Source organism: Rhodovulum sp. HP10, from assembly GCF_047553435.1.
Classification (GTDB): domain Bacteria; phylum Pseudomonadota; class Alphaproteobacteria; order Rhodobacterales; family Rhodobacteraceae; genus Rhodovulum.
Genome location: NZ_CP180201.1, coordinates 3,236,617 through 3,263,604 on the forward strand (window position 1 = coordinate 3,236,617; position 26,988 = coordinate 3,263,604).

The following is a 26,988-nucleotide window of genomic DNA, read 5'->3' on the forward strand; positions in this document are numbered from 1 at the left end:
GGACAGAACGCCCTTCGCATAGACCGGTCGCGGGTCCGGTTCAAACCCCCTTCGCGGGGGCAGGAGGCAGGCCGAGGATCGCGCGGGCCTCAATGGGGCTTGCCACCGGGCGCTCGTGGCGCGCGCAAATCTCGGCCGCGCGCCGCACCAGTGCGGCATTCGAGGGCGCCAATCTGTCGCGGTCGAGCCGGACATTGTCCTCGAGCCCGGTGCGGGTATGGCCGCCCAGCGCGATCGACCACTCATTGACCTCGATCTGATGGCGCCCGATCCCCGCGCCGCACCATTCGGCATCGGGGGCGATCCGCTTCAGCGTCTCGACATAGAATTCGAAGCTCGGCCGGTCGGCGGGCATCGCGTTTTTCACGCCCATGACGAACTGAACGTAAAGCGGCGCCTTCAGGCGGCCGTCCCGGCTCATCTTCACCGCCTGGAAGATATGGCTCAGATCGAAGGCCTCGATTTCGGGCTTCACATCGTATTTCTGCATTTCCGAGGCCAGCCAATCGATCAGATCGGGCGGATTCCCGTAGACCCGGGTCGGAAAATTGTTCGATCCGACCGCAAGCGAGGCCATCTCGGGGCGCAGCGGCAGCATCCCGCCCCGGGCCGCGCCCGCGCCCGAGCGGCCGCCGGTCGAGAATTGCACGATCATGCCGGGGCAATACCGGCGTATCCCCTCCATCAGGCGGGCGAATGCCTCGGGGTCCGAGCTTGGGCTCTGGTCGTCGTTGCGGACATGACAATGCGCAATGGCGGCGCCCGCCTCGAAGCAGTCCTGCAGGCTCTCGATCTGCTCGGCGATGCTGATCGGCACTGCCGGATTGTCTTCCTTGCGGGCGACAGAGCCGGTGATGGCGGCGCAGATGATGCAGGGCTTGGTCATGGTGTGTCGGCGCCTTTGAGCAGAAGCGCGGCCAGCGCCTCGGGCTGGGCAAGAAACGGCGAATGCGAGCAGTCGAGCGTGTCGACGCGATCGGCGGGCCAGTCCGCTGTCATCGTGGCCTGGTATTCGGGCGGAATGGCGCGGTCCTGCAGACAGCGGATATAGCGTTTTGGAACAGAGGCATAACGCGCGCTCAGGGCAATCGGCGTGGCTTGGGGCAGGATCGGCTGAGGCCCGAGCCGGGCCTTGGCATCGGCCACAGCCTCGTCGGAGCAATCGTGAAAGAGCGTCTCGCGAACCTTCTCGGGATCGAAGCTGAAGGAAACCCGGTCCTCGGATTTGACTATGGTGTCGAGCAGCGGCTGACGTGGCGCGGCGCGGCGCATGTCGACGAGCGACAGGCCCGTAACCGGAGCATAGGCGCAGACATAGACCAGAGACCGGATCTTCCCGGGCGCCTTCTCGGCCGCGGCCGAGATCGGGAAACCCGCCATCGAATGGCCGACGAGGATGACCGGCGCGTCGATCGCGTCGAGGATCGCGTCGGCGTAGAGATCGAGTGTGACATCGGCAAGCGGCGTCCGGTCGGCCCCGTGCGAGGGCAGGTCGATGGCCCGCGCCTCGGCCCCGGCCCTGTGGAGCGCCGTCAGCACGTCGCGCCAGCACCAGGCGCCATGGCAGGACCCATGGATCAGCAGAAAGCGGGGCATGCGGGGACCTCGGAGATCGGAAAAGTTCGAATATGAAAATTCATTGTCTCTATTTGCTGCCTTATAACGGTCTTGTCCAAGGGGGGGGGTCGAAAAAGGAATGTCTGCTCCCTCCGGGTCAGCCGTCGAGATGGCCGATATCGCGCAAGAAGGTGGTCAGAACCGCAGCATAGTCCTCGGGCCGGTCGATGCAGGGAAGATGGCCCGCGCCGCGGATCAGGTGGAACCGCGCGCCCTTGATCAGATCGGCGGTCTCGCGCACCAGATCGGGCGGGGTAGAGCCGTCCTCGCTGCCGGCAAGGACAAGGGTCGGCAGGGTGAGGCTGGCGGTGGGCGTGTAGAAATCGGTGCCCGAGATCGCAGCGCAGCAGCCCAGATAGCCCTCGACCGGCTGCCGGTTCAGCATGTTCTGCCAGAGCGCGCAGTCAGGGTTTTGACGATAGCGGCGTGAGAACCAGCGCGTCAGCGTGGCCTCGGACAGGGCCGCGATGCCGCCCTTGCGCACCGTCTCGATGCGGTCCTGCCAGGTCGCAGGGGTGCCGATCTTGGCGGCGGTGTTCGACAGCACCATGGCCCGGACCAGATCGAGTCGCTTGACCGCCAGCCCCTGCGCGACCATCCCGCCGATGGACAGGCCGACGAAGACGCAGTCGCGCACCGCCAGAGCCTCGAGCAACCGTTCGGCATCGCGGATCAGCGCGCCCATGGAATAGGGGCCGGGCGGGCAGGAGGACAGGCCATGGCCGCGCATGTCGTAGCGGATGGCGCGCAGCCCCGTGGGCAGGCGCTCGATCACGCCATCCCAGATCCGCAGATCGCAGCCAAGTGCATTGGCAAAGACGACGGGCGCGCCGTCCGGCGGGCCATCCTCGCGATAATGCAGGGCCACATCGTCCAGCTCGGCGATCTTCATGCGGTGCCTCCTCATCGGGACCGGGGCGCAGGATGGCCGACCGGCTCGGGAGCGTCAATCGGTGCGACGCGGGAGAAGGCCATCCCCGGGACCATGGTCCGAACCGATCCGGGCGGAGGGCGTTTCGGGCCGGGCGTGGCCGACGATGTGGCTGCAACAGATGTCGAAATGGCTCGTGACACCGATCCGCCTGGAGCCGTCGGGGTCGAAATGACGCGTCGACGCCCGGTCGCGTTCGGAGCCGCGCGCCGGCATGTTGCAGAGCTGCGGGGGGCGAAGACCCGCTGAAGGCCCGGGATGTTGGAAAACGTCCGGTCCAGTTGGCCTTCCGCCCCGCCCTGTCTTGGAGCAGTCTCGGCCAAAATCTCTGTTAAAAAAGAAAAATAGGCCAGTTTCTGGATGATCGACGGCTGGATCCAGAATGTTGCAATGGTGCAAGGCGTCAGGTCGCGTTCCCATGGCGGTCAAGGGCCATGCGGAAGGTCTCGTCCGAGACATTGCCGCCTGTGGCAATGGCGATGACGGCTTCGCCAGCGACCGCACCGGGATGGTACAGCGCGGCCGCCAGCGCCACCGCGCCGCCGGGTTCGAGCACGATCTTCAGCCAGTGGAAGGCGGCGGCCATGGCGCGCAGCGCCTCGTCCTCGGTCACAGCGACCCCCGGGCCGCAAAGTCGGGCCATGACCGGGAAGGTCAGCGCACCGGGGGCGGGGGTCTGGATTGCGTCGCAAAGCGAGCCCGCGCGGCGGGTATTGGTCTCGATCCGGCCCGAGACCAGCGAACGGGCGACATCGTCGAAGCCCTCGGGTTCGACCGGGCGGACCCGGAACCCCGGTGCCCGCGCCTCAAGCGCGAGCGCCACGCCCGAGGTCAGCCCGCCACCACCGCAGGGCACCAGCACCTCGGCCGCCGCGATCCCCTCATCGGCGGCCTGCGCCGCGATCTCGAGCCCGCAGGTGCCCTGGCCCGCGATCACCTGCGGCTCGTCGAAGGGGCGCACCAGCGTCAGGCCGCGGGCCTCGGCCAGTTCGGCGCCGATGGCATCGCGGTCACCGGTGGCGCGGTCATAGGTCACGACCTCGGCGCCGAGCGCGCGGGTATTGGCGATCTTGGGGGCGGGGGCGTCCGAGGGCATGACGATCACCGCGGGCGCGCCCGTCATCCGCGCGGCCAGTGCCACGCCCTGGGCATGGTTGCCCGAGGAATAGGCGATCACGCCGCGGGCACGGGCCTCGGGCGTCAGCGCGGACAGGGCCGACCAGCCGCCGCGGAACTTGAAGCTGCCGGTATGCTGCAGGCATTCGGCCTTCACCAGAACGCGCCGGCCGGCGATCTCGTCGAGAAAGGGCGAGGACAGCAGCGGCGTCATCCGCGCCTTGCCGGCGAGGCGGGCGGCGGCGGCCTTGATGAGGTCCATGGTCATGCGATACGCTCCAGCAGGGTCGCGATGGCCGCCACCGCGGCGGGTTCGTCGAGAAAGGGTGTATGCCCGCGATCGGGGATTTCCGCAAATATCATGTCGGGGCGCCGACGGCGCATCTCGGCCGCTGTTTGGGGCGAGAGAATGTCGGAATGCACGCCGCGGATCAGCGCCAGCGGCAGCCCTTCGAGGGCATCGAACAGCGGCCAGAGATCGGGCAGGGCATCGGCTGCCGACTGTTCCATCACCGCATGGCGCAGCGCCGGATCGTAGCGCAGGGCGAGCCCCTCGGGGGTGGCGTCCCAGAGCCTGCGCGCATGGGCGCGCCACTGGTCGCGGCCGACGCCGGGGAAGCGGTCGTTCATCTTCAGGGCCAGCTGCGAGGCAGCCTCGTCATAATCGGCATAGCCGGGCGGCAGGCCCAGATAGGACATGATATGGGCCATGCCGCGGGGCTCGACCAGCGGGCCGATATCATTCAGGCAGACCCCGGCCAGCCGCTCCTTGTGGCTGGCGGCCAGCATCATCGCGATCAGCCCGCCGCGCGAGGTGCCGAGGATCGCCACGCGGTCCAGCCCGAGATGATCGAGAAGGTTCAGCGCGTCGCGGCTTTCGCGGATCAGGTTGTAATTCATGAAGTCGGGGTCGTGGTCCGAGCCGCCACGGCCGCGGGTGTCGAGCCGGATCACCCGGGCGCGAGCGACGAAGGCGTCGAGCACCGGCTCGAAATCGTCCATGTTGCGGGTGAGCCCGGCCAGACAGAGAAGCGGCGTCCCCTGGCCCTGGTCGTCATAGGCGAGCATCCGTCCGTCATCGGCGGCAAAGCGGGTCATGACAGGGCCTCCGCAAGGGGCGGGATCGCGGCGCATCCGGCAAGACGGGCATGGCCGGGCCCGGCGGCGGCCGGGACCTCGGAACGCATGGCAGGGGCATCGAAGATACAGGTGGTGATCGGCATGGCATCCTCCCTCGAGAGGCGAGATTGGCACAAGGGCGGGAAGGGGGGAAGGCTACGCCATGCCGCTGCCGCGCGACGGCGCTGCGACGGAAATGCGGCTGTGGCGGGAGGTTGAGCGTACTGGCTCAACGGCCTTTTCTGCTGTGCTTCGGCGGGGTGGGGGCGCGACCGAGGCGCCGAAAACGGCGACGGGCGGGGACCGGACGCGGGAGGGGGCAGCGTGATCGGGAAGCCCCATGCGGGGCCCGGAGCGGGCCGGATCGACGGGGCCTTCGGGGTGGCCTTGGCGGCGATGCGGCGGGTGCGGTCTTGACGGTGCAGCCTTGACGGGGCGCGGCCGGACGATGCGGAAGCGGTCCGAAAAAAAGGAAATGAGAGCAAAACCCTGCCTGGCTCAGGGTTTACATCGCTGAGCTGTCGATTACCCTTGTTACACGTCCGGAGTACCCGCGCGCGGCGCGTGGCCTCCGCAAACTCACCCGCCTCAGCGAAAGGAACCGCGCATGACCCAGGTCAAACCGGGCGACAAGGTTCGTATTCATTACACCGGCACGTTGGCCGACGGCTCGACCTTCGACAGCTCGCAAGGTCGCGATCCGCTTGAATTCACCGTGGGGTCCGGGCAGATCATCCCCGGCCTCGACGCCGCCCTGCCGGGCATGTCCGAAGGCGACACCAAGACCGTCGAGGTCCCCTGCGCCGATGCCTATGGCACGCATAATCCCGACGCGACCCAGGCGATCCCGCGCGATCAGGTGCCCGACAATGTTCCGCTGGAAGTGGGCACGCGGCTCAACGTGCAGACCTCCGAGGGCCAGGTGCTGCCGGTCACGGTGTCCGATGTCACCGAAGAGGTCGTGCTGCTCGATGGCAATCACCCGCTGGCGGGCAAAGACCTGACCTTCGAGATCGAGCTGGTCTCGATCGGCTGAGCGGCGCAGCCGGGCCGCCGGTCCCCAGAAAACACCGACCCGGGCCATAGCCCGGGTCGGTGAAGCCAAGCCCTGGAAGCGGGCTCAGATATTCAGGCTCAGATATTCTCGAAGCGCGGCATGCCGAGGACGTGATAGCCGCCATCGACGGTGATGATCTCGCCGGTGGTGCAGGCCCCCATATCCGAGGCCAGATAGACCGCGGTGCCGCCGATCGCTTCGAGCGTGGCGTTATGGCCAAGCGGGGCGTTCATCTCGGTATGGCGGAAGGTCTTGCGCCCGCCCGCGATGGCCGCACCTGCCAGCGTCTTCATCGGCCCGGGCGAGATCGCGTTGACCCGGATGCCCTCGGGGCCGAGATCGGAGGCCAGATAGCGCACGGTCGATTCCAGCGCCGCCTTGGCCACGCCCATGACGTTGTAGAAGGGTGTCACCCGGTTCGAGCCCTGATAGGTCAGGGTCAGGATGGTGCCGCCATCGGGCATCAGCGGCTGCGCCCGGCGCGCCACCTCGATCAGCGAATAACACGAGATCGTCAGCGAGTTGCGGAAGTTCTCGCGCGAGGTGTTGATGAAACGCCCGGTCAGCTCGGTCTTGTCGGAATAGGCGATGGCATGGACGAGGAAGTCGAGCCCGCCCCATTCCTGCTCGATCCGGCCGAAGGCCGCGTCGAGAGAGTCGTCGTCGGTCACGTCGACATCGACCATGAGGCTCGACCCCACGCTTTCGGCCAGCGGCTGGACGCGGCGGCCGAAATTCTCGCCCTGATACGAGAATGCAAGCTCTGCTCCCTCGGCGGCCATCGCCTTCGCGATGCCCCAGGCTATCGACCGGTCATTGGCGACGCCCATGACGAGGCCCCGCTTTCCTTTCATCAACTCAGGCATCGCTGGTCATCCGTGATATTTGCTCATCAGCAGGGTGGCGTTGGTTCCGCCGAACCCGAAACTGTTCGACAGCACGCTGTCGATCTCGACGCCCTCGCGCAGCTCGGTCACGATCTCGCCCGGCCGGATCTCGGGATCGAGCTCGGTGACATTGGCCGAGGCGGCGATGAAACCCTTCCGCATCATGATCAGCGCGTAGATCGCCTCATGCACACCGGTCGCGCCGAGGCTGTGGCCGGTCAGCGACTTGGTCGAGGCGATCGGCGGCATGGCCTCCTCGCCGAAGACATTGCGCACGCCCTTCACCTCGATCACGTCGCCCGCCACCGTCGATGTGCCATGGGCGTTGATGTAATCGACCCTGCGGCCCTCGGGCAGCGTCGCGAGCGCGAGCTTCATCGAACGCTCGCCGCCCTCGCCCGAGGGGGCGACCATGTCATAGCCGTCGGAGGTGGCGCCATAGCCGGTCACCTCGGCATAGATCGTGGCGCCGCGGGCCCTGGCATGTTCCAGTTCCTCGAGCACCACGACCCCGCCGCCGCCGGCGATCACGAAGCCGTCGCGGGTCGCGTCGAAGGGGCGCGAGGCGGTTTCGGGGTTGTCGTTGTATTTCGAGGACATCGCGTTCATCGCGTCGAACAGGCAGGACAGCGTCCAGTCGACCTCCTCGCCGCCGCCGGCGAAGATCACGTCCTGCTTGCCCATCTGGATCAGTTCCGCCGCGTTGCCGATGCAATGCGCCGAGGTCGAGCAGGCCGAGGTGATCGAGTAGTTCACGCCCTTGATCCGGAACGGTGTCGCGAGACAGGCCGAGTTGGTCGAGGACATGCAGCGCGTGACCATGAACGGGCCCATCCGCTTGGGGCTGCCCTTTTCCTTGACGGTCTTGTGCGCGACGAAGAAATTCGCGGTCGACGGTCCGCCCGAGCCCATGATCAGCCCGGTGCGCGGGTTCGATACCTCGTCCGGCTCGAGCCCGGCATCGGCGATGGCCTGTTCCATGGCGAGGAAGTTATAGGCTGCGCCCGCGCCCATGAAGCGCAGCTGACGCTTGTCGATCGAGGCTTCCAGATCGATCTGGGGAATGCCCGCAACCTGGCTGCGGAAGCCGTTCTCGGCATAGACGGGTTCGAATCGGATGCCGGAGCGGCCGGCGCGCAGGGATGCCTCGACTTCGGCCGTGGAATTGCCGATGGGCGAGATGATGCCCATGCCCGTGACGACGACGCGGCGCATGGCGGTCTCCTTTCCTGGGATGGATCAGCTTTCAGAGAGAGCGACCTTCATGTCTTTCACATGATAGATCGTTTCGCCATCGGCCTCGACCCTGCCATCGGCCACACCCATGGTCAGGCGGCGGGTCTGCACGGCCTTGGTGAAATCGACGAAGTAGCGGATCATCTTGCGGTCGGGGCGGACCATGCCGGTCAGCTTGACCTCGCCCACGCCCAGCGCATAGCCGCGGCCCTTCCAGCCGCGCCAGCCGAGGTTGAAGCCGGTCAGCTGCCACAGACCGTCGAGGCCGAGGCAGCCGGGCATGATCGGGTTGCCCGGGAAATGGCAGGCGAAGAACCATTGATCCGGGTGGATGTCGAACTCGGCCACGACATGCCCCTTGCCATTGGGGCCGCCATCGGCGCTGATCTCGGTGATGCGATCCATCATCAGCATGGGCGGTTCCGGCAGCTGCGCATTGCCGGGGCCGAACAGTTCGCCCCGCGCGCATTTCAGGAGCTCGTCCTTGCCGAAGCTCGTCGGAAAATCGGTCATACGGGACCCGTCCCCCCTTGGGTTGTCCTGTTTCGCGTTGCGCCCCCTCTAGCACCGCGCCTCGCAAAGTGGCAATAGCGCCCCTATGCCGCGCCAAAGCGTCGCTGCAGATCAGAATCATTTGAATTACAGGCTCTGACTTCCCATATATCGCCCATGGCACAGTTGAACGAGAACCCCAACCATCCCGACGCGATCGAGCGGAGCGGCCGCTGGCTTTCCAAGGCCGGTCTGCGCCCCACGCGTCAGCGGGTGAGCCTCGCCGCCCTGTTGATCGGCGATGGCAACAACCGCCATGTGACAGCGGAAACGCTTTATGCCGCGTCCTGCGCGACGGGCGAGAAAGTGTCGCTGGCGACGGTCTATAACACGCTTCGGGCCTTCTGCGATGCAGGCCTGATGCAGGAAGTCATGGTCGACGGCACGAAAAGCTATTTCGATACCCGGGTCGACGACCATCCGCATTTCTTCTGGGAAGACGAGCACCGGCTGAGCGATGCGCCTTCGGGTTCGCTCGAGATCGCCCGGCTTCCCGAGGCGCCCGAGGGGGCCGAGATTTCGAAGATCGACGTCGTGATCCGGTTGCGCCGGGTCTGACGGCTGCCGAAGGCGGCAGGAGCGAAAGAATGACAGCGGGCCCGGGAAGCTGTCTTCCCCGGGCCCGCTGTGCTTGTGGCTCCATCCCCGGCCTTGTGCTCGCGGGGCCGAGGCGGCCCATGCGGAAGGGGTCTCTGGGCGCGCGCTAGAACCAGCCTCCGGGTTCCATCAGGCCCAGATCCATCAGTTGCTGCGACTCCCAGCGGAACTCTTCGGACATCGGCCAGCGGAAATCGGCGATCTGCAGACGTGAGGCGGGGTTGGTGCGGAGCGCCTTGGCTGCGCGGAACGAACAAATCGCGGCGGTCAGCGTGTGGTGCCGGTCGCTGGCACAGGTGTTCATCTCGGGATCGGACATGAGATACCCGTCATCCAGTGCGAGCCCCCGCCGCGCCCGGAACAGCCCGATCCGGTCGATTCGCCTCCGATGCGCGGGGATATGTTCCTCGAAACGCCAGCGCAGCCCGCCGAAGATATCGTATTGCCGCTCCAGCGGCCGTCCGGTCGCGGGGTCGGTGCGGGGCCGGGCGAAATAGCCGGCGCGGTCGAGCAGCGCGCTGTCGCGCGAGACGCCGCCGGGATGGCGCCCGAGATCGTCTGCGTAGAGATCGACCACATGGGTCGGCATCGCCGCGCGCCCCTCGGCGGCGTGGAAGTCCAGCATCTCGCCGATGCTGCGGTTCTCGCAGAACGGAAAGAACAGGTATTCGGCATTGTAGCAGTAATGCAGCCAGATCCCGGGCGCCGCGGCCGATACGGCGCTGACCGCGCGGGGCAGGGCGCCCTCGGCCCTGGTGTCAAAAGGCACGCGGTGCACCCTTTCCTCCGAGGCGGACGAGAGCCTCAGCCCCGGAGGCGTGAAGAGGACGAGCGCGCCGAATCCCAGCGCGTCGAGGTGGTCGATCGTGTTTTCGACCTCGACCTCGTCCTCGACGAAGATCAGCCCGACCGGCTGCGGGCCGAGCAGCTTGCCCGCGCGCGCCAGAAAATCGGCCAGCCCCGTATAGTGCCCTGCCATGCCGGACCTCCTGTCCTTCCAGCCGAAGGGTCGGGCAGGGAGCGCTCATATGCAAGCGGGATGCAGGCGTTGCGGCCCGGGGCCGGTTTCGTGTAGGACAGCGCGCAACCGACCCCGCTGACCGGCCCGCTGCCCGGAAGGACGCGCGCATGACCTCCTCCACTGCCCCGACCCGCAAGCTCTTCATCAAGACCTATGGCTGTCAGATGAACGTCTATGACAGCGAACGCATGGCCGAGGCGCTGGCCCCGTCGGGCTACGAGATCTCCGACAGCGCCGAGGGTGCCGACCTGATCCTGCTCAATACCTGCCATATCCGCGAGAAGGCGGCCGAGAAGGTCTATTCCGAGCTCGGGCGTCTGAAGGCGCTGAAGGCGGAGAACCCGGATCTGAGGATCGGGGTTGCCGGCTGCGTCGCCCAGGCCGAGGGCGAGGAGATCCTGCGCCGTCAGCCGCTGGTCGATCTGGTGGTGGGGCCGCAAAGCTATCACCGCCTGCCCGAGCTCGAGGCGCGGGCACGGCAGGGAGCGAAGGCGCTCGACACCGATTTCCCCGAAGAGGACAAGTTCGACCGGCTGGGCGGGCGCCCGAGGGCGCAGCGTGGCCCGACCGCCTTTCTGACCGTGCAGGAAGGCTGCGACAAGTTCTGCGCCTTCTGCGTGGTGCCCTATACCCGTGGCGCCGAGGTCTCACGCCCGGCGGAAAAGGTGCTGGCAGAGGCGCGCGATCTGGTCGAGCGCGGCGTGCGCGAGATCACGCTTCTGGGCCAGAACGTCAATGCCTATCACGGGGCCAGCGCCGGGGCGGGGACGGGCGGCGACTCGGGGCTGGCGCGGCTGATCCGCGAGCTGGCCGCGATCGACGGGCTCGAGCGGATCCGCTACACCACCTCGCACCCCAATGACATGGAGGAAGACCTGATCGCCGCCCATGGCGAGGTGCCCGAACTGATGCCCTATCTGCATCTGCCGGTGCAGTCGGGCTCGGACCGGGTGCTGAAGGCGATGAACCGCAAGCATACCGCCGAGAGCTATCTGCGTCTGGTCGAACGCATCCGCGCGGCCCGGCCCGATATCCTGATGTCGGGCGATTTCATCGTCGGCTTCCCGGGCGAGACCGAGGCCGATTTCGAGGACACGCTGGCGTTGGTGCGAGAGGTCGGCTACGGCCAGTGCTATTCCTTCAAGTATTCGCCCCGTCCCGGCACGCCCGCAGCCGAGCGCCCCCATGTCGCGGAAGAGGTCAAGGCCGAGCGTCTGGCGCGGTTGCAGGCGCTTCTGGCCGCGCAGCAGGACGCCGCGCTGCAGGCGATGGTCGGCAGAAGCGTCGGTGTGCTGTTCGAGAAGGCGGGACGGATGCCGGGCCAGATCGTCGGCAAGTCCGACCATCTTCAGGCGGTCCATGTCGAGGCGCCGGAAACGCTGCTGGGCCGCATCGCCCGGGTCGACATCACCTCTGTCGCGCCGAATTCGCTGGCCGGGCGCCTGTCGGCCGGGTGAGCCTTTCGCGGTGGCGGGACACCGGCCGCGCGGGGCCGGTGCCGCTGTCTTCCGTTTCCGATGCCCTGAAGGCTGTCTCCGGTGCGGGCTCAGACCAGCCAGGTGGTCGGATTGTCGATCGGACGGCGGCTGTTGAACCGCAAAAGGCCCTTGATGGAGCGCACCAGATACCAGATCCCGCAGGCGATCAGCACGATGAGGCCGATGCCGACGATGGTCAGGATGAGGCCGACGAATGAAAGCAGCAGGCCGATCCAGAAAGTCCGGATCAGATAGGTGTAGTGGCCCTTGTGCCAGTCCGGGGCCTCGCCGCGCTTGAGATAGGAGAGGATGAGCCCCGCCAGCGTCAGGACCGGGAAGATCACGCCGAAGATGTAAAGCGCATAGGCGATCAGCGGCATCTTGTCTTCGGACAGGATTTCGGTGGGCTGTTGGGGATCGGGATTGGGTGTCATGCGGATCTTGTCCTTTGCTGGGCTCGAGACGAAAGAGGCGCGGCGCCGGGGGCCGGGGGCTGCCTTCGCCTCCCGCGGGTGCGGGGCGGCGGCGGTCACCCGGGCCGGAGCCGCACGGGTATCGGGTGGACGCGGCGGTCTGCCGCGTCCGTCCCCGTCCTAGCAGTCCGGTTTCGGGGCCGAAACGCGACGGGAGGCATGACGGCGGATGCCCGCCGAAATCCCGCGCCGGCGGAGACGGGCCCGGTTCTCGGGATGCCTCCTGGCTGGTCGGAAGGGCCGCGGGGCTGTGCTCTGCGATCACGATATCCGGGGTTTATGTATCAACTGGGTGAAACATGGCAGCTATCGCTTGCGCTGCGACCGGGGCATTGGCACCATATCTGCGCAACCTAGACCGACGGAGTCTTTATTGGGCATCAGCGCTCTGACCCCCCCGCCGCAGACCGAGGACCTCCATGAGACGTTTCTCGAGTTTCCGGACAATCGCCTTCTGATCGACCTGTGCGGCGAATTCGACCGCAATCTGGCCCAGATAGAGCATAAGCTTGGCGTACATATCCTGAGGCGAGGCAATCGTCTGGCGGTTGTCGGCGAGGCCGGCTCGCGCGGACGGGCGGAGGAGGTTCTGCAACAGCTTTATGCCCGGCTTGAAACCGGTCAGACGGTCGAGGCGGGCGATATCGAGGGCGCAATCCGGCTTGGCGACACGACCGGCGCCGATACGGGGGCGCGGGCGGGCGATCAGCTTGAGATGTTCAAGGGCGGGCGCGTCGAGATCCATACCCGCAAGAAGGTGGTCGAACCGCGCACCGAGGCCCAGAAGGCCTATGTCCGGGCGTTGCAGGAGAACGAACTCTGCTTCGGGATCGGTCCGGCCGGGACCGGCAAGACCTATATCGCGGTGGCGATGGCGGTGAACATGTTCATCGGCGGCCATGTCGACCGCATCATCCTCAGTCGTCCCGCCGTCGAGGCGGGCGAGCGGCTGGGCTTTCTGCCCGGCGACATGAAGGAGAAGGTCGACCCCTACATGCAACCGCTTTACGACGCGTTGCACGATTTCCTGCCGGGGCGGCAGCTGGCCAAGCTGATCGAGGAGAAGCGGATCGAGATCGCGCCCCTGGCCTTCATGCGCGGCCGGACGCTGGCCAATGCCTTCGTGGTGCTCGACGAGGCGCAGAACGCCACCACCATGCAGATGAAGATGTTCCTGACCCGTCTGGGCGAGCGCAGCCGCATGGTGATCACCGGCGACCGGTCCCAGGTCGATCTGCCGCGCGGGGTCTCGAGCGGGCTGGCCGATGCCGAGCGCCTGCTGAAGCCGATCGAGAACATCTCGTTCAGCTATTTCACCGCCAGGGATGTGGTGCGTCATCCGCTGGTGGCCCGGATCATCGAGGCCTATGACGCCGACGACGCCTGAGCTGCGCTGCCGGGGCCCGGGCCGGGGGCGTGGCTGGGGCCGTCGGAAGGCTCTGTCGCGCGGCGCGGTTTCGCGCTAGATCCCGCGGCCATGGATATCGAGATTCTCTTCGAGGACGACCGCTGGGCCGAGGCCGGGCTGGAGAGGCTGGCCGAGACCGCCTGTCGCGAGACGCTGACCCATCTGGGGCTCGATCCCGACGCGCATGAGATCAGCCTTCTGGCCTGCGACGATATGCGCATCGCCGGGCTCAATGAGACCTTCCGCGGCAAGGCCGCGCCGACCAATGTGCTGTCCTGGCCGACCGAGGATCTGGCCGCCGAGGCGGATGGCGATGCGCCGCTGCCGCCCGAGCCCGAAATCGAGGGCGCGCCCGTGGAACTGGGCGATATCGCCATCGCCTGGGAGACCTGCCTGCGAGAGGCGCGCGAGCAGGGCAAGCCGTTTAACGATCACGTAACCCATCTGATGGTACATGGCTGCCTGCATCTGTTGGGATATGACCATGTCCGGTCGCGGGACGCCGCCCTTATGGAAGGGATCGAGGTGGAAATACTTGCCAAGCTAGGTCTCGCTGACCCATATGATTGAGACGGGTCAAAGTGCCCGGGAATTTCGGTAAGGATTGATGGGCGACGATACGGACGGGTCGTCTAGGGCCGCGCAGGGCGCGCTAGACACCGACAATCTGGACAGCCGGGGCCTTCTGGGCCGGCTGGTAGCGGCGATCCTGCCTGCAGGCGCCGAGCATTCCGAAGAGGGCGGGGACCACGCTTTGGGCAACGGGATCGCGCGGCCGGCGCTGACGCATGGCATCGGCAATCTCGCGAAGATGCGGGTCGAGGATGTTGCGGTTCCGAAGGCCGAGATCGACGCGGTGCCGCTCGACATCTCGATGGATGATCTGGTGCAGGTCTTCCGCGAATCCGGGCTGACCCGGCTGCCGGTCTATGACGGTACGCTGGATTCGCCCGTGGGCATGGTCCATCTCAAGGATTTCGCGCTGCGCCACGGCTTCAACGGCAAGGACACCCCCTTCGTGCTGAAGGACATGATCCGCCCGCTGCTTTACGCGCCGCCCTCGATGCCGATCGGCGTGCTGTTGCAGAAGATGCAGAGCCAGCGGATGCACATGGCGCTGGTGATCGACGAGTATGGCGGGGTCGACGGCCTGGTGACCATCGAGGATCTGATCGAGCAGGTCGTCGGCGAGATCGAGGACGAGCATGACATCGACGAGGGCACGCTCTGGACCGTCGAGAAGCCCGGGGTCTATCTGGTGCAGGCCCGCGCGCCGCTCGGCGCCTTCGAGGACGAGATCGGCATGCGCCTGCTCGATGCCGAGGAAGAGGAAGAGGTCGATTCGCTCGGCGGGCTGATCTTCATGATGATCGGCCGGGTGCCCGCGCGCGGCGAGGTGATCCGCCATGCCTCGGGCGCCGAGTTCGAGGTGGTCGATGCCGATCCGCGCCGGATCAAGCGGCTGCGGGTGCGTCTGCCTGCGGCGACCGCCGCCGCAGCCTCTGCCTGATCCGAATGCGGTCCGTTCCGTTCCGCCGGGGTCTGGACCGGCCCGTCTGGGTGGCTTTCGGGCTGGGGCTGGGGATCGCGCTGGGCCAGGCGCCCTGGTCGCTCTGGCCGCTGTCGCTTTGCGCGCTGGCCGCGCTGATCTGGCTGGTGGTCCGGGCGGAAACGCCCGGCCGTGCGGCGCGGACCGCCTGGGCGAGCGGCGCGGGTCATTTCGCGCTGGCACTGTCCTGGATCGTCGATCCCTTCCTTGTCGATATCCGCCATGACGGCTGGATGGCGCCCTTTGCGCTGATCTTGATGGCCGGGGGGCTCGCGCTGTTCTGGGGCGCGGCCGGGGCCTTTGCCGGATGGGCGGGGCGGGGGCCGCAGGGCCGGGCGCTGGCCTTCGTTCTGGCGCTGTCCGCGGCAGAACTGGCGCGCGGCTATGTGCTGACCGGCTTTCCCTGGGCGCTGCCTGGACATGTCTGGATCGGGGCGCCGCAGATGCAGCTGGCCGCGCTGACCGGGCAATACGGGCTGACCCTTGTCACGCTTTTCATCGCGGCCCTGCCGGTCCTGCTGCCGGTCGGGCCGGGCCGGAGCTGCGGCGCAGGGCTTGCCGTCGCGGCGGTGACGGGGCTCGGGCTCTGGGGCGCGGCGCGCGAGGCGGCGCCGGTGCCGGCTGAGGCCGATCCGCCGCAGGTGCGGCTCATCCAGCCCAATGCGGCGCAGCATCTGAAATGGCGGCGCGACATGATCCCGGTCTTCTGGGAGCGCCAGCTTGCCTATACCGCCGAGCCGGGCGACCCGCCGCCCGATCTGATCGTCTGGCCCGAAACCTCGGTGCCCTACTGGCTCGAGACCGCCGGGGACGCCCTGAGAGAGATCGCGCGGGCCTCGGATGGCGTTCCGGTCGCGGCCGGTATCCAGCGCAGCGATGGGCCGCTGGCCCATAACAGCCTGGCGGTGATCGGCGCGGGCGGGCGGCTTCGGGGGCTTTACGACAAGCATCACCTGGTGCCGTTCGGCGAATATATCCCCGGGGCGGCGCTGCTCGGCCGGTTCGGGCTCCGGGGGCTCGCGGCGACAGATGTCTATGGCTATGCGCCGGGGCCGGGGCCGCGGTTGCTCGATCTCGGGCCGCGTCTCGGACAGGCCTTGCCGCTGATCTGCTACGAGGCGGTGTTTCCGCAGGATCTGCGGGGAACCGCGCGGCCGCGCTGGATCCTGCAGGTCACGAACGACGCATGGTTCGGCACCCGGACCGGCCCCTATCAGCATCTGGCGCTGGCGCGGCTGAGGGCGGTCGAGACCGGGCTGCCCTTCCTGCGCGCGGCCAATACCGGGGTCTCGGCGGTGATCGATGCCCGCGGCCGGGTGCTGGCCAGCCTGCCGCTGGGCCGGCAGGGCCAGATCACCGCGCCGCTGCCCCCGGCGCTGGCCGGAACGCCCTATGCGCGCATCGGCGACTGGCCGGTCTTTCTGTTGCTTTGTCTGGGTGTGGCCGCTTTCGTCGCAACCCGCGCCCTGAAATAGACATTGATTCCTGACAGGTGGCGGCGTAAGCCCGACCGGTCGAACCGTCACAACGGCTTCCTGGCGTGGCGGGGATAGCATCAACGGAGCGCCTTTCCATGACACGTCAAAACTACGTCTTCACCTCCGAATCCGTTTCGGAAGGACACCCCGACAAGGTCTGCGACCGCATTTCCGACGCGGTTCTGGATGCCTTCCTCGCCGAGGAACCCAATGCCCGCGTCGCCTGCGAAACCTTCGCGACCTCGTCGCTGGTGGTGATCGGCGGTGAGGTCGGTCTTACGAACAAGGACCGCCTGAAGCAGCTGATGGGCTCGATCGGCGAAATCGCCCGCGAATGCATTCGCGATATCGGCTATGAGCAGGACAAGTTTCACTGGAACACCTGCCATGTGATGAACTTCCTGCACGAGCAATCCGCCCATATCGCCCAGGGCGTGGACAAGGATGGCGCCGGCGATCAGGGTATCATGTTCGGCTATGCGACCGACGAGACGCCCGAGCTGATGCCTGCCCCGATCCAGTACGCCCATGCGATCCTGCGCCGTCTGACCGAGGCGCGGAAATCGGGTGCCGAGCCGACGCTGAGGCCCGATGCCAAGTCGCAGCTGAGCGTGCGCTACGAGCATGGCCGCCCGGTCGCGGTCGACTCGATCGTGCTCTCGACCCAGCATGCGAGCGCGGACCAGACCTCGGACGATATCCGTGCCATCGTCGAGCCCTATATCCGCGAGGTCCTGCCCGAGGGCTGGCTGCATGAGGGGACCGAATGGTGGGTCAACCCCACCGGCACCTTCGTGATCGGCGGTCCCGACGGCGATGCCGGGCTGACCGGCCGCAAGATCATCGTCGACACCTATGGCGGTGCGGCGCCCCATGGCGGCGGCGCCTTCTCGGGCAAGGACCCGACCAAGGTCGACCGCTCGGCCGCCTATGCCGCGCGCTATCTGGCCAAGAACGTGGTGGCGGCGGGGCTGGCCTCGAAATGCACGCTGCAGCTGTCCTATGCCATCGGCGTTGCCAAGCCGCTGTCGATCTATGTCGATGCCCATGGCACCGGCAAGGTGCCGGAGGCCGAGATCGAGAAGGCCGTGGGGCAGGCGATGGATCTGACCCCGCGCGGCATCCGCGAGCATCTGGGGCTGAACCGTCCGATCTATGCCCGGACGGCGGCCTATGGCCATTTCGGCAGGCCGCCCGAGGAGGATGGTGGTTTCTCCTGGGAACGCACCGATCTGGCCGAGGCGCTGAAGAAGGCGTTCTGAGACAGGCATTGCGGTGCCGGGTTGTGTGGGGGCGTGCGCCGAAAGGTGCGCGCCCTTTTTCCGTTGTCGGGGATGCGCTCGGCGCTTGACCGCGGGGCGGACGCGGCCTAAGGCGCGGCCGATGAGCGACGAGACCCGCAAGAGCCCCGACAAGTCCTCCCTGCCCGAAGGCGGGGCGCCTGCGCGCGCCTGGCGGAATTTCTATGGCCGCCGCCATGGCAAGACGCTCCGGCCGAGCCAGAAGGACTATCTCGACAGCGACCTGGCGGCGCTGGCGCCGGGGGCGGTGGGCTGGGACGAAAACCCGGACCGCGCGCCGCTGGATCTTCAGGCGCGCTTCGGCGGTCGCGAGGTCTGGCTGGAGGTGGGCTTTGGCGGCGGCGAGCACATGGTGCATCAGGCCGCGACCCATCCCGGGGCCGCGATCATCGGCTGCGAGCCCTTCATCAACGGCGTTGCCATGCTGCTGGGCAGGATCCGCGCGGCCGGGGTCGACAATCTGGCGGTGCATCCGGGCGATGTGCGCGATCTCTTCGACGTGCTGCCCGAGGCCAGCATCTCGCGCGCCTTCCTGCTGTATCCCGATCCCTGGCCGAAGGCGCGCCATCACCGGCGGCGCTTCGTCACGCCGGAATTCCTCGCGCCGCTGGCGCGGGTGCTCAAGCCCGGCAGCCCGTTCCGGGTGGCGACGGATATTCCCGATTATGTGCGCCAGACCCTGATCGAGGTGCCGAAGGCCGGGTTCGACTGGCTGGCCGAGGGGCCCGCGGACTGGCGGACGCCCTGGGATGACTGGATCTCGACCCGTTACGAGCAGAAGGCGCTGCGCGAGGGGCGGGTGCCGCATTATCTGACCTTCCGCCGGCGCTGAGCCGTTGCGCATCTGCCCCGGGTGCCGTGCGCGGGGGCAAGGGCGTATCAGGGTATTTGGACCAGGAAGAAGCCCGCATGCGATCCGCGCGGGCGCTGCCGGCAGGGGCCGGTGCACCTGTCCGCCGGGCGCGGAAAGGGGGCGCCATGACCGGGATCCGGATCACCAATTGCCACATCCACACTTTCACCGCTGCCCATGCGCCGCTTTACTATCCGGCGCCGCCGGTCGCCGCGCTCCGGGCCTTTCCCGGGCTCTTGCGCGGCTTGCGCGGGGCGGCGCGGCTGTTGCCCTGGGAAGCGGCCTATGAGGTGCTGCTGCGGCTCGAGCATTTTCGCGAAACGGGCTGCCGCGACAGCCAGCGCGCGGTGTTCCTGGAGGCGGTGCGGCACTATCCCGCCAGCGCGCGTTTCGTGGTCTTGCCGATGGATCTGGCCTGTAGCGGCTACGGGCCGGTGCCGGTCGGGATCGAGGCGCAGCATCGCGAGCTTTACGAGCTGAGCCGCGACCCGGAGCTCGGCCATCGCGTCATCCCTTTCGCCACCCTCGATCCCGACCGGCCGGGGGCGGTGGCCGAGCTTCGGCGCTGTCTCGACGATTACGGCTTTCGCGGCGTCAAGATCTATCCCCGGCTCGGCTACGCGCCGAGCCACGAGATCCTGATGCGCGAGGTCTATCCGCTTTGTGTCGAGCGCGGGCTGCCTGTGGTTTCGCATTGCTCGCGCGGCGGGGTCCGGAACAGGCGCTGGAGCCGGGCGCGGGCCGATGCGGTGACCGATCCGGCGGCGCATGTGCCGGTGTTGCGGGCCTTTCCCGGGCTCCGGCTGTGTCTTGCGCATTTCGGCGGCGACCACGACTGGCTGTCCTATCTGAGCGACGGCCTCGACCCGCTCGATCCAGAGGCGCGGCGGCGGAACTGGGCGCTCTCGATTGCCGACATGATCGAGAGCGGGGCCTATCCCAATCTCTTCACCGACATTTCCTATACGCTGTTCCGGTTCGGCGACTGCATGCCGCTGCTGAAGCTGTTTCTGGAACGCGAGCGGCTGGCCTCGCGCATCCTGTTCGGCTCGGATTTCTACATGACCCGGCAGGAGGATCTGTCGGAGAAGGCGGTCGCGATCCGGTTGCGGGCGGCTTTGGGCGAGGCGGCCTTCCGCCGGATCGCCGAGACCAATCCCGCGATCTGGCTGGGCGAGACGCAAGGCAGGGCGTAAGCCGGGTCCGAGACTGGACGGCTCCGTCGCCATTGGGTAAGCCCCGGGGGACCAGTCCGAGGAGCTTCCCCGCATGTCCGCTCATGGCGACCCGATCCCGATGACCGCCCGCCGTTCCGGCCCGCTGACGGGCGAGGCCGTCGTCCCAGGCGACAAGTCAATCAGCCACCGCGCGCTGATCCTCGGCGCGCTGGCGGTGGGCGAGACCCGGATCTCGGGGCTGCTCGAGGGCCAGGACGTGCTGGATACCGCCAGGGCGATGCGCGCCTTCGGGGCAGAGGTCACCCATGACGGGCCCGGGGCCTGGACCGTGCAGGGGGTGGGCGTCGGCGGCTTTGCCGAGCCCGCCGACGTGATCGATTGCGGCAATTCCGGCACCGGGGTGCGGCTGATCATGGGGGCGATGGCGACCTCGCCCGTGACCGCGACCTTCACCGGCGACGCCTCGCTTCGGAAGCGTCCGATGGGGCGGGTGACCGAGCCCCTGGCGCTGTTCGGCGCGCGCGCCTTCGGGCGGCAGGGCGGGCGGCTGCCGATGACGCTGATCGGCGCGGCCGAGCCGGTGCCGGTGCGCTATGTCGTGCCGGTGCCGTCTGCGCAGGTCAAGTCGGCGGTGCTGCTGGCCGGGCTGAATGCGCCGGGCGAGACTGTCGTGATCGAGCGCGAGGAGACGCGCGATCATACCGAGCGGATGCTGGCGGGTTTCGGCGCGACGCTCAGGCTCGAGCAGGTGTCGGAGGGCCGGGCCATCGTTCTGACCGGCCAGCCCGAGCTTCGCCCCCAGACCATCGCGGTGCCGCGCGACCCGAGTTCGGCGGCCTTCCCGGTGGCGGCGGGGCTGATCGTCGAGGGCTCGGACGTGCTGGTGCCGGGGATCGGGCTGAACCCGACCCGGGCGGGGCTTTTCTCCACGCTGCGCGAGATGGGCGCCGATCTGACCTACGAGAACGAACGCGAGGAGGGCGGCGAGCCGGTGGCCGATCTGCGTGCCCGGTTCTCGCCCGCGATGACCGGGATCGAGGTGCCGCCCGGCCGCGCGCCCTCGATGATCGACGAATACCCGATCCTTGCCGTGGTCGCGGCCTTTGCCGAGGGCGCGACGGTGATGCGTGGTATCGGAGAGTTGCGGGTCAAGGAATGCGACCGGATCGCGGCCATGGTGGCGGGCCTCCGGGCCTGCGGCGCCGAGGTCGAAGAGGGCGAGGACTGGATGATCGTGCATGGCCGCGGCCCGGGCAGCCTGCCGGGGGGCGCGACCTGCGCCACCCATCTCGACCACCGGATCGCGATGTCCTTCCTTTGCGCGGGGCTTGCGGCTGAAAAACCGGTCTCGGTCGATGATGCCGGGCCGATCGCGACCTCCTTTCCGATCTTCGAGGGCCTCATGGCGGCTCTCGGCGCCGGGTTCGCGCGGGGACCCGAATGAGCGTCACGGGAAGTTGCCTTTGCGGCAGGGTCCGCTACCGGATCGACGGGCCGCTCAGCCCGGTTGTCGCCTGCCATTGCAGCCAGTGCCGCAAGACCAGCGGCCACCATGCCGCCGCCACGACGGTTCTGCGCGACGATCTCGTCATCGAGGGCGAGCAGTGCTGGTTCGTCTCTTCGACCGGGACGCGGCGGGGCTTCTGCCCGGTCTGCGGCTCGAACATGTTCTGGGATGGCGGGCGCGATTATCTGGCGGTGTTTGCGGGCACGCTTGACGGCGATCCGGGGATCCGGATGGCGGCGCATATCTTCTGTGCCGAAAAGGGTGCCTATTACGAGATCACGGACGGGCTGCCGCAGGCGCCGGGGCTGCCGGAGGATGTTGCATGAGCTTTACGGTCGCCATTGACGGGCCCGCGGCGGCGGGCAAGGGCACGATCAGCCGCGCGGTCGCGGCGCATTTCGGCTTTGCCCATCTGGATACCGGACTTCTGTACCGGGCGGTGGGAGCGCGGATGCTGGACGGGCTCGATCCTGTCGAGGCGGCGCGGACGCTCAGGCGCGAGGTTCTCGAGCGCGGCGATCTGCGCGCGCCCGAGGTGGCCCAGGCCGCCAGCAAGGTCGCGGCGATCCCCGAGGTCCGTGCGGCGCTGGTCGATTTCCAGCGTGCCTTCGCGGCGCGGGCGGGCGGCGCGGTGCTGGACGGGCGCGACATCGGCACGGTGATCTGCCCCGACGCGCCCGCGAAGCTGTTCGTCACCGCCTCGGACGAGGTGCGGGCCGAGCGGCGGTTCCTCGAGCTGCGCCAGAAGGGCGTCGAGACCAGCCTCGAGGAGGTGCTGGCCGAGATGCGCGAGCGCGATGCCCGTGACAGCGCCCGCGCCACGGCGCCGCTGCGCCCGGCCGAGGATGCCGTCATTCTCGACACCTCGCGGCTCGGCATAGACGAGGCGGTCGGCGCTGCCATCGAGACGATCCGGACCTGCCATCCGGCCTGAACGACGCCGGGCCCTGGCGATGACGGGCTCTGGCGATGCCGGACCGATGTGGCCCAAAGGCCTCAGATCCGCCGGGGGACCGTCTCGGGGGCTTGCCGATTCGCGGGGGCGCTGGCATGCATGCCGCGTTCGAAACACGCAGGATCGGGGAGGCGTGACATGACCATCAGCTATCGCGCATCCGATTGGCGTTTCGGCAGCTATCGGGTCGGCATCCATCCTCTCGGTTCGGACGCATCCAGGCCGCCCGCATCGTGGCGATGATCCGGCTGGCCTGATCGCTCGAGTCTGACAGGCCGGGCCGCTGCCATAGCGGCCAAAACCAGACCAGCCACAGTCCTGACCCTGGCCGCGCGCGCCGCCCGCGGCCTCCGGGACGTTCCTTATCTCAGCATCAGGGCATGGACGCTCCCGCATGGCGGGCGCGCCATGAAGCAAAGCATGACCATCCTTATTGACCGGCGGGCGGGCCGGATCGAACCGCCAATATCCCTCGCGGTCGTCATCGAGCAGCATGGCGCCTGCCGCGTGCTGTTCGCGGCGATCGCCGCCATGTTCAGTGGGCGCGGACGGCCGGCGGGCGTGGCCCGGCTGGGCGAGCTCGACAACCATCTCCGGCGCGATATCGGCCTGCCGCCGCTGCCCGAGCCGTGGTCCGGGCTCCCGCCCTGGATGTGAGCGTCGCATTCCGGGCGCCGGGCACGCGCCACCTGCACCGACCCGCCCGGAATGCCCCGCCCGGAATGCCCCCGCCCGGAACGACCTTGCAGGAATGCCGGGGGCAGGGTCTGCCCCCCTTGCGGGGCGGCCCGAAACACTATAATTAGCGCGGGTCGAAAAGGCGAAAATGCCGGTGACGAAGGCGAGCAGGGGTCGGATATGTTCTCCGGCCCTCTTTGTTATACGGAATGGCGCCCGCACTGACCAATCCAAGACCGGCGGAGACAACCGCCCGGCCAGAAAACAGTTCGTAAAGGAAACCTGAGACCACATGGCTCAAAGCGCATCCATGGAGGACTTCGAAGCCCTCCTCAACGAAAGCTTCGAAATCGACACGCCGTCCGAAGGCAGCGTTGTCCGCGGCAAGATCATCGCCATCGAGGCGGGTCAGGCCATCATCGATGTCGGCTACAAGATGGAAGGCCGCGTCGATCTGAAGGAATTCTCCAATCCGGGCGAGGCCCCCGAAGTCACCGTCGGTGACGAGGTCGAGGTCTACCTGGATCGTGTCGAAAACGCCCGGGGCGAAGCCGTCATCAGCCGTGACAAGGCCCGCCGCGAAGAGGCCTGGGACCGTCTGGAAAAAGCCTATGCCGAAGACCAGCGCGTCGAAGGCGCCATCTTCGGTCGCGTCAAGGGCGGCTTCACCGTCGATCTGGGCGGTGCCGTCGCGTTCCTGCCCGGCAGCCAGGTCGATGTGCGCCCGGTGCGCGATGCCGGCCCGCTGATGGGCCTGAAACAGCCCTTCCAGATCCTCAAGATGGATCGTCGCCGCGGCAATATCGTGGTCTCGCGCCGCGCCATCCTCGAAGAGTCCCGCGCCGAACAGCGCGCCGAGATCATCGGCAAGCTCAACGAGGGCGATGCGGTCGACGGTGTGGTCAAGAACATCACCGAATACGGCGCCTTCGTGGATCTGGGCGGTGTCGACGGCCTGCTGCACGTCACCGACATGGCCTGGCGCCGTGTCAACCATCCGTCGGAAATCCTGTCGATCGGCGAGACCGTCAAGGTTCAGGTCATCAAGATCAACAAGGAAACCCATCGTATCAGCCTCGGCATGAAACAGCTGCAGGCCGATCCGTGGGATACCGTCGAAGCCAAGTTCCCGCTGGGCACCGTCCACAAGGGCCGCGTGACCAACATCACCGATTACGGCGCCTTCGTCGAGCTGGAGCCGGGTGTCGAGGGGCTGGTTCACGTCTCGGAAATGTCCTGGACCAAGAAGAACGTGCATCCCGGCAAGATCGTCTCGACCAGCCAGGAAGTCGACATCATGGTGCTGGAGATCGACACCGCCAAGCGCCGCGTGTCGCTGGGCCTGAAACAGACCATGCGCAACCCGTGGGAAGTCTTCTCGGAAACCCATCCGGTCGGCACCGAGGTCGAAGGCGAAGTCAAGAACATCACCGAATTCGGTCTGTTCATCGGTCTCGACAACGACATCGACGGCATGGTGCACCTCTCCGACCTCAGCTGGGACCAGCGTGGCGAAGAGGCGATCCAGGACTACCGCAAGGGCGATGTGGTCAAGGCCGTCGTCACCGAGGTCGACACCGACAAGGAGCGGATCTCGCTCTCGGTCAAGGCGCTCGAAGGCGACCCCTTTGCCGAAGCCGTGGGCGGCGTGAAGCGCGGCTCGATCATCACCGTCGCGGTCACCGCGATCGAGGATGGCGGCATCGAGGTGGAATACGAAGGCATGAAATCCTTCATCCGCCGCTCGGATCTGTCGCGTGACCGCTCCGAACAGCGCCCCGAGCGCTTCCAGGTGGGCGACCATGTCGACGTCCGCGTGACCAATATCGACACCAAGACCCGCCGTCTGGGCCTGTCGATCAAGGCGCGCGAGATCGCCGAAGAGAAGGAAGCCGTGGAACAGTATGGCAGCTCGGATTCGGGTGCCTCGCTGGGCGACATCCTGGGCGCCGCGCTGAAAGGCGACGACCGCTAAGCCGGTCTCTCCAACCGATCGGGACCGGCCCTGCAGGCTTTGCGGGGCCGGTTCTTTTTTGCGAATCGACACGGGTGAGTCGCGCGCCTGCCCGGCCGGCACATCCCTTTCCCCAAAGTCAATTCAGGAATGCTCGTCCCACGGTTGCGGCTCTGGGGCGATTCAAGCGCTTTCACGCGTCTTTTCAATGGGTTTCTGTTTCGCAGGCACCGGTTTCACGGCTATAGTCCCAAAGCCTCAGCCGGGCATAATCGGCGATGGCCTAGAACAGGGACAGATATCAGATGATCCGTTCGGAATTGATCCAGAAAATTGCAGAAGAGAACCCGCATCTTTACCAGCGGGACGTCGAGCGAATTGTGAATACCATCTTTGAAGAGGTTATCTCGGCCATGGCGCGGGGAGACAGGGTGGAGCTTCGCGGTTTCGGTGCGTTCTCGGTCAAGAAGCGTGACTCGCGGACAGGGCGAAATCCGCGCACCGGCGAGTCTGTGCAGGTTGACGAGAAATGCGTGCCTTTCTTCAAGACCGGCAAGCTGCTACGTGATCGGCTTAACGACAAATAACAATCGAGTCTCCGCGATGCGCCTGATACGCTATCTGTTTCTCGCCCTGCTCGCCATCTGCCTCGTGGTCGTGGCAACCGCCAATCTCGATCCGGTCTCGGTGAGACTGCTGCCAGAGGATATGGCGACCTATTCCGGTTTCCAGGTCACGGCCGAGGTTCCGCTTTACGCGGTCGGCTTCGGCGGCATGCTTCTGGGCCTGCTGGTAGGGTTCTTCTGGGAATGGCTGCGCGAAAGCAAGCATCGCTCCGTGGCCTCGCGCCAGCGGCGCGAAGCGGCACGGATGCAGCGCGAGCTTGACCGGCTGAAGGCCGACAAGCGGCGCAAGGATGGCCATGACGAGGTTCTGGCCCTGATCGAACAGGACGGGAGCGCCCGGTAGGGGCGGGCCGATGTCGGACGCGATCCGGGTCAAGATCTGCGGGCTCACCTCGCCCGCCGCGGTGTCGGCGGCGGCGCGGCTGGGTGCGTCCTATCTGGGCTTCGTCTTCTTCCCGGGCTCTCCGCGCAACATCGACCCCGAGACGGCGCGCGGACTTGCCCTGGCGGTACCTCCCGGTCTTGCCAAGGTGGCCTTGACGGTCGATGCCGACGATGCCGCGCTCGAGGCACTGCTTGATCGCGTCCCGATCGATATGCTGCAATTGCACGGGCGGGAAAGCCCCGCCCGAGTGGCCGAGATCCGCGCCCGGTTCGGGCTGCCGGTGATGAAGGCGGTCGGTGTCGCGACCGAGGCCGATCTGCCTGTCCTGACCGATTACGCCCGGGTCGCCGACCAGATCCTTGTCGATGCCAGGCCGCCGAAGGGGGCGGCGCTTCCGGGCGGCAACGGGCTGGCCTTCGACTGGCGGCTGATCGCCGGGCGGCGCTGGCCGGTTCCGTGGATGCTGGCGGGCGGGCTCACGCCTGTCAATCTGGCCGAGGCCATCGCGCTGACCGGCGCGCGCCAGGTCGATGTGTCCTCGGGCGTCGAGACGTCGCCCGGGGTCAAGGACGAGGCCCTGATGGGCCGGTTCATCGCCGCTGCGGGCGGCAGGGAGGGACCATGAGAGGATTTCTGGGACTGATCGCGCTTCTGGCCATTTCCGGGCTGGCGCTGGCCTTCACCAAACCGACCGAGGCAGCCTTCGAGGCGGCCCTGCAACAGCGTCTGCTCGACCGGATCGACAGCGCCGATCCCGAGGCCGAGGACAATCCGGCGAGCGCCGTGCTTTTGGCGACCTGCAAGCTCGGCCGCGCCCAGTGCGCCGAGCTTATCGGCTCGATGATCTCGCTCGACTATGCCGACAAGGTGGTTTTCTCGCAGGCCGATGTGTCGCTGGGCGGGCGCAGCTACGGGGTCTGTTACGGGGTCGCGACGCAGATCTTCTGCCGCGAAACCGCAAACCCGCGCTGACCCCTTGCCGCGGGCCTTCCGCGCCAGTAGGCAAGAGCGACTGACCCGCGCGGGAGGCTT

At 67.3% G+C, this 26,988-nt stretch carries 29 protein-coding genes and 1 riboswitch; of the genes, 19 read left to right on the forward strand and 10 right to left on the reverse strand.

Going from position 1 to position 26,988, the window contains the following annotated elements; all coding sequences use genetic code 11:
* Nucleotides 1-40: 40 nt before the first annotated feature.
* The 5 genes from ACK8CO_RS15125 to ACK8CO_RS15145 all read right to left on the reverse strand — a co-directional run bounded on the left by ACK8CO_RS15125 (nucleotide 41) and on the right by ACK8CO_RS15145 (nucleotide 4,762).
* Nucleotides 41-886: a 3-keto-5-aminohexanoate cleavage protein gene (locus ACK8CO_RS15125; protein WP_414897154.1), complete on the reverse strand. Its 846-nt coding sequence runs from the start codon at nucleotides 884-886 to the stop codon at nucleotides 41-43.
* Nucleotides 883-1,596: an alpha/beta fold hydrolase gene (locus ACK8CO_RS15130; RefSeq protein WP_414897155.1), complete on the reverse strand. Its 714-nt coding sequence runs from the start codon at nucleotides 1,594-1,596 to the stop codon at nucleotides 883-885. Before ACK8CO_RS15130 ends, ACK8CO_RS15125 begins: the two co-directional genes overlap by 4 nt.
* Before the next feature lie 118 nt (nucleotides 1,597-1,714).
* Nucleotides 1,715-2,509, reverse strand: coding sequence for a 3-oxoadipate enol-lactonase (gene pcaD, locus ACK8CO_RS15135; RefSeq protein WP_414897156.1), 795 nt, complete (start codon nucleotides 2,507-2,509; stop codon nucleotides 1,715-1,717).
* A gap of 442 nt (nucleotides 2,510-2,951) precedes the next feature.
* Nucleotides 2,952-3,932, reverse strand: coding sequence for a threonine ammonia-lyase (locus ACK8CO_RS15140; protein ID WP_414897157.1), 981 nt, complete (start codon nucleotides 3,930-3,932; stop codon nucleotides 2,952-2,954).
* Nucleotides 3,929-4,762, reverse strand: coding sequence for an alpha/beta fold hydrolase (locus tag ACK8CO_RS15145; protein ID WP_414897158.1), 834 nt, complete (start codon nucleotides 4,760-4,762; stop codon nucleotides 3,929-3,931). The genes ACK8CO_RS15140 and ACK8CO_RS15145 overlap by 4 nt, the downstream gene beginning before the upstream one ends.
* Nucleotides 4,763-5,390: 628 nt before the next feature.
* On the opposite strand from ACK8CO_RS15145, the gene ACK8CO_RS15150 reads away from it, so the two are divergent.
* On the forward strand, nucleotides 5,391-5,819 hold the full coding sequence (locus ACK8CO_RS15150; protein ID WP_080617082.1) for an FKBP-type peptidyl-prolyl cis-trans isomerase: 429 nt from the start codon (nucleotides 5,391-5,393) through the stop codon (nucleotides 5,817-5,819).
* Nucleotides 5,820-5,917: 98 nt separating this feature from the next.
* Here ACK8CO_RS15150 and ACK8CO_RS15155 read toward each other — a convergent pair whose 3' ends face one another.
* Genes ACK8CO_RS15155 through fabA form a run of 3 tightly spaced genes read right to left on the reverse strand, consistent with a single transcriptional unit; the run spans nucleotide 5,918 to nucleotide 8,476 of the window.
* Nucleotides 5,918-6,706: an enoyl-ACP reductase gene (locus ACK8CO_RS15155; protein WP_414897159.1), complete on the reverse strand. Its 789-nt coding sequence runs from the start codon at nucleotides 6,704-6,706 to the stop codon at nucleotides 5,918-5,920.
* Between the two features lie 6 nt (nucleotides 6,707-6,712).
* Nucleotides 6,713-7,942 carry a beta-ketoacyl-ACP synthase I gene (fabB, locus tag ACK8CO_RS15160; RefSeq protein WP_414897160.1) on the reverse strand — a complete coding sequence of 410 codons (1,230 nt, stop codon included), beginning with the start codon at nucleotides 7,940-7,942 and terminating at the stop codon, nucleotides 6,713-6,715.
* Nucleotides 7,943-7,966: 24 nt separating this feature from the next.
* Nucleotides 7,967-8,476, reverse strand: coding sequence for a bifunctional 3-hydroxydecanoyl-ACP dehydratase/trans-2-decenoyl-ACP isomerase (gene fabA, locus ACK8CO_RS15165; protein WP_042463552.1), 510 nt, complete (start codon nucleotides 8,474-8,476; stop codon nucleotides 7,967-7,969).
* A gap of 156 nt (nucleotides 8,477-8,632) precedes the next feature.
* Here fabA and irr point away from each other — a divergent pair, with 156 nt between their 5' ends.
* Nucleotides 8,633-9,073 (forward strand): Fur family transcriptional regulator Irr, encoded by a 441-nt coding sequence (irr, locus tag ACK8CO_RS15170; RefSeq protein ID WP_080617079.1) that lies wholly within the window; start codon nucleotides 8,633-8,635, stop codon nucleotides 9,071-9,073.
* A 145-nt stretch (nucleotides 9,074-9,218) separates the two neighbouring features.
* Here the strand turns inward: irr and ACK8CO_RS15175 are convergent, their stop codons facing one another.
* A complete protein-coding gene (locus ACK8CO_RS15175) occupies nucleotides 9,219-10,091 on the reverse strand; it encodes a hypothetical protein (RefSeq protein ID WP_414897161.1) in 873 nt (290 codons plus the stop codon).
* Nucleotides 10,092-10,240: 149 nt separating this feature from the next.
* Here ACK8CO_RS15175 and miaB point away from each other — a divergent pair, with 149 nt between their 5' ends.
* Nucleotides 10,241-11,590 (forward strand): tRNA (N6-isopentenyl adenosine(37)-C2)-methylthiotransferase MiaB, encoded by a 1,350-nt coding sequence (gene miaB, locus ACK8CO_RS15180; RefSeq protein WP_414897162.1) that lies wholly within the window; start codon nucleotides 10,241-10,243, stop codon nucleotides 11,588-11,590.
* A gap of 89 nt (nucleotides 11,591-11,679) precedes the next feature.
* Here miaB and ACK8CO_RS15185 read toward each other — a convergent pair whose 3' ends face one another.
* Nucleotides 11,680-12,045: a DUF4870 family protein gene (locus ACK8CO_RS15185; protein WP_414897163.1), complete on the reverse strand. Its 366-nt coding sequence runs from the start codon at nucleotides 12,043-12,045 to the stop codon at nucleotides 11,680-11,682.
* A 412-nt stretch (nucleotides 12,046-12,457) separates the two neighbouring features.
* On the opposite strand from ACK8CO_RS15185, the gene ACK8CO_RS15190 reads away from it, so the two are divergent.
* The 16 genes from ACK8CO_RS15190 to ACK8CO_RS15265 all read left to right on the forward strand — a co-directional run bounded on the left by ACK8CO_RS15190 (nucleotide 12,458) and on the right by ACK8CO_RS15265 (nucleotide 26,928).
* Nucleotides 12,458-13,471 carry a PhoH family protein gene (locus ACK8CO_RS15190; RefSeq protein WP_414897164.1) on the forward strand — a complete coding sequence of 338 codons (1,014 nt, stop codon included), beginning with the start codon at nucleotides 12,458-12,460 and terminating at the stop codon, nucleotides 13,469-13,471.
* Between the two features lie 90 nt (nucleotides 13,472-13,561).
* Nucleotides 13,562-14,062: an rRNA maturation RNase YbeY gene (gene ybeY / locus ACK8CO_RS15195; RefSeq protein WP_414897165.1), complete on the forward strand. Its 501-nt coding sequence runs from the start codon at nucleotides 13,562-13,564 to the stop codon at nucleotides 14,060-14,062.
* Between the two features lie 37 nt (nucleotides 14,063-14,099).
* A complete protein-coding gene (locus ACK8CO_RS15200) occupies nucleotides 14,100-15,002 on the forward strand; it encodes a hemolysin family protein (protein ID WP_414897166.1) in 903 nt (300 codons plus the stop codon).
* 5 nt (nucleotides 15,003-15,007) lie between these two features.
* A complete protein-coding gene (gene lnt, locus ACK8CO_RS15205; RefSeq protein ID WP_414897167.1) occupies nucleotides 15,008-16,516 on the forward strand; it encodes an apolipoprotein N-acyltransferase in 1,509 nt (502 codons plus the stop codon).
* A 41-nt stretch (nucleotides 16,517-16,557) separates the two neighbouring features.
* Nucleotides 16,558-16,607: riboswitch (SAM-SAH riboswitch) on the forward strand.
* A 7-nt stretch (nucleotides 16,608-16,614) separates the two neighbouring features.
* The gene (gene metK / locus ACK8CO_RS15210) at nucleotides 16,615-17,781 is read left to right on the forward strand and encodes a methionine adenosyltransferase (protein WP_080617072.1); all 1,167 of its coding nucleotides are present in this window, start codon (nucleotides 16,615-16,617) and stop codon (nucleotides 17,779-17,781) included.
* Between the two features lie 121 nt (nucleotides 17,782-17,902).
* Nucleotides 17,903-18,652 (forward strand): tRNA (guanine(46)-N(7))-methyltransferase TrmB, encoded by a 750-nt coding sequence (trmB, locus tag ACK8CO_RS15215; protein ID WP_414897168.1) that lies wholly within the window; start codon nucleotides 17,903-17,905, stop codon nucleotides 18,650-18,652.
* A gap of 146 nt (nucleotides 18,653-18,798) precedes the next feature.
* Nucleotides 18,799-19,869 carry an amidohydrolase family protein gene (locus ACK8CO_RS15220; protein WP_414897169.1) on the forward strand — a complete coding sequence of 357 codons (1,071 nt, stop codon included), beginning with the start codon at nucleotides 18,799-18,801 and terminating at the stop codon, nucleotides 19,867-19,869.
* Between the two features lie 73 nt (nucleotides 19,870-19,942).
* Nucleotides 19,943-21,295, forward strand: a complete 1,353-nt coding sequence (aroA, locus tag ACK8CO_RS15225) for a 3-phosphoshikimate 1-carboxyvinyltransferase (RefSeq protein ID WP_414897170.1) — start codon at nucleotides 19,943-19,945, stop codon at nucleotides 21,293-21,295.
* The gene (locus ACK8CO_RS15230; RefSeq protein WP_414897171.1) at nucleotides 21,292-21,684 is read left to right on the forward strand and encodes a GFA family protein; all 393 of its coding nucleotides are present in this window, start codon (nucleotides 21,292-21,294) and stop codon (nucleotides 21,682-21,684) included. Before aroA ends, ACK8CO_RS15230 begins: the two co-directional genes overlap by 4 nt.
* Nucleotides 21,681-22,292, forward strand: a complete 612-nt coding sequence (gene cmk / locus ACK8CO_RS15235) for a (d)CMP kinase (protein ID WP_414897172.1) — start codon at nucleotides 21,681-21,683, stop codon at nucleotides 22,290-22,292. The genes ACK8CO_RS15230 and cmk overlap by 4 nt, the downstream gene beginning before the upstream one ends.
* 429 nt (nucleotides 22,293-22,721) lie before the next feature.
* Nucleotides 22,722-22,970: a hypothetical protein gene (locus ACK8CO_RS15240; protein ID WP_414897173.1), complete on the forward strand. Its 249-nt coding sequence runs from the start codon at nucleotides 22,722-22,724 to the stop codon at nucleotides 22,968-22,970.
* A gap of 313 nt (nucleotides 22,971-23,283) precedes the next feature.
* The gene (gene rpsA, locus ACK8CO_RS15245; protein ID WP_080617065.1) at nucleotides 23,284-24,966 is read left to right on the forward strand and encodes a 30S ribosomal protein S1; all 1,683 of its coding nucleotides are present in this window, start codon (nucleotides 23,284-23,286) and stop codon (nucleotides 24,964-24,966) included.
* Between the two features lie 284 nt (nucleotides 24,967-25,250).
* Complete coding sequence (ihfB, locus tag ACK8CO_RS15250; RefSeq protein WP_080617064.1) at nucleotides 25,251-25,532, forward strand: integration host factor subunit beta; 282 nt, start codon at nucleotides 25,251-25,253, stop codon at nucleotides 25,530-25,532.
* A 16-nt stretch (nucleotides 25,533-25,548) separates the two neighbouring features.
* Nucleotides 25,549-25,914 carry a lipopolysaccharide assembly protein LapA domain-containing protein gene (locus tag ACK8CO_RS15255; protein ID WP_080617063.1) on the forward strand — a complete coding sequence of 122 codons (366 nt, stop codon included), beginning with the start codon at nucleotides 25,549-25,551 and terminating at the stop codon, nucleotides 25,912-25,914.
* Between the two features lie 10 nt (nucleotides 25,915-25,924).
* Nucleotides 25,925-26,581: a phosphoribosylanthranilate isomerase gene (locus ACK8CO_RS15260; protein ID WP_414897174.1), complete on the forward strand. Its 657-nt coding sequence runs from the start codon at nucleotides 25,925-25,927 to the stop codon at nucleotides 26,579-26,581.
* Nucleotides 26,578-26,928, forward strand: a complete 351-nt coding sequence (locus ACK8CO_RS15265; RefSeq protein WP_414897175.1) for a hypothetical protein — start codon at nucleotides 26,578-26,580, stop codon at nucleotides 26,926-26,928. Before ACK8CO_RS15260 ends, ACK8CO_RS15265 begins: the two co-directional genes overlap by 4 nt.
* Nucleotides 26,929-26,988: the final 60 nt, after the last annotated feature.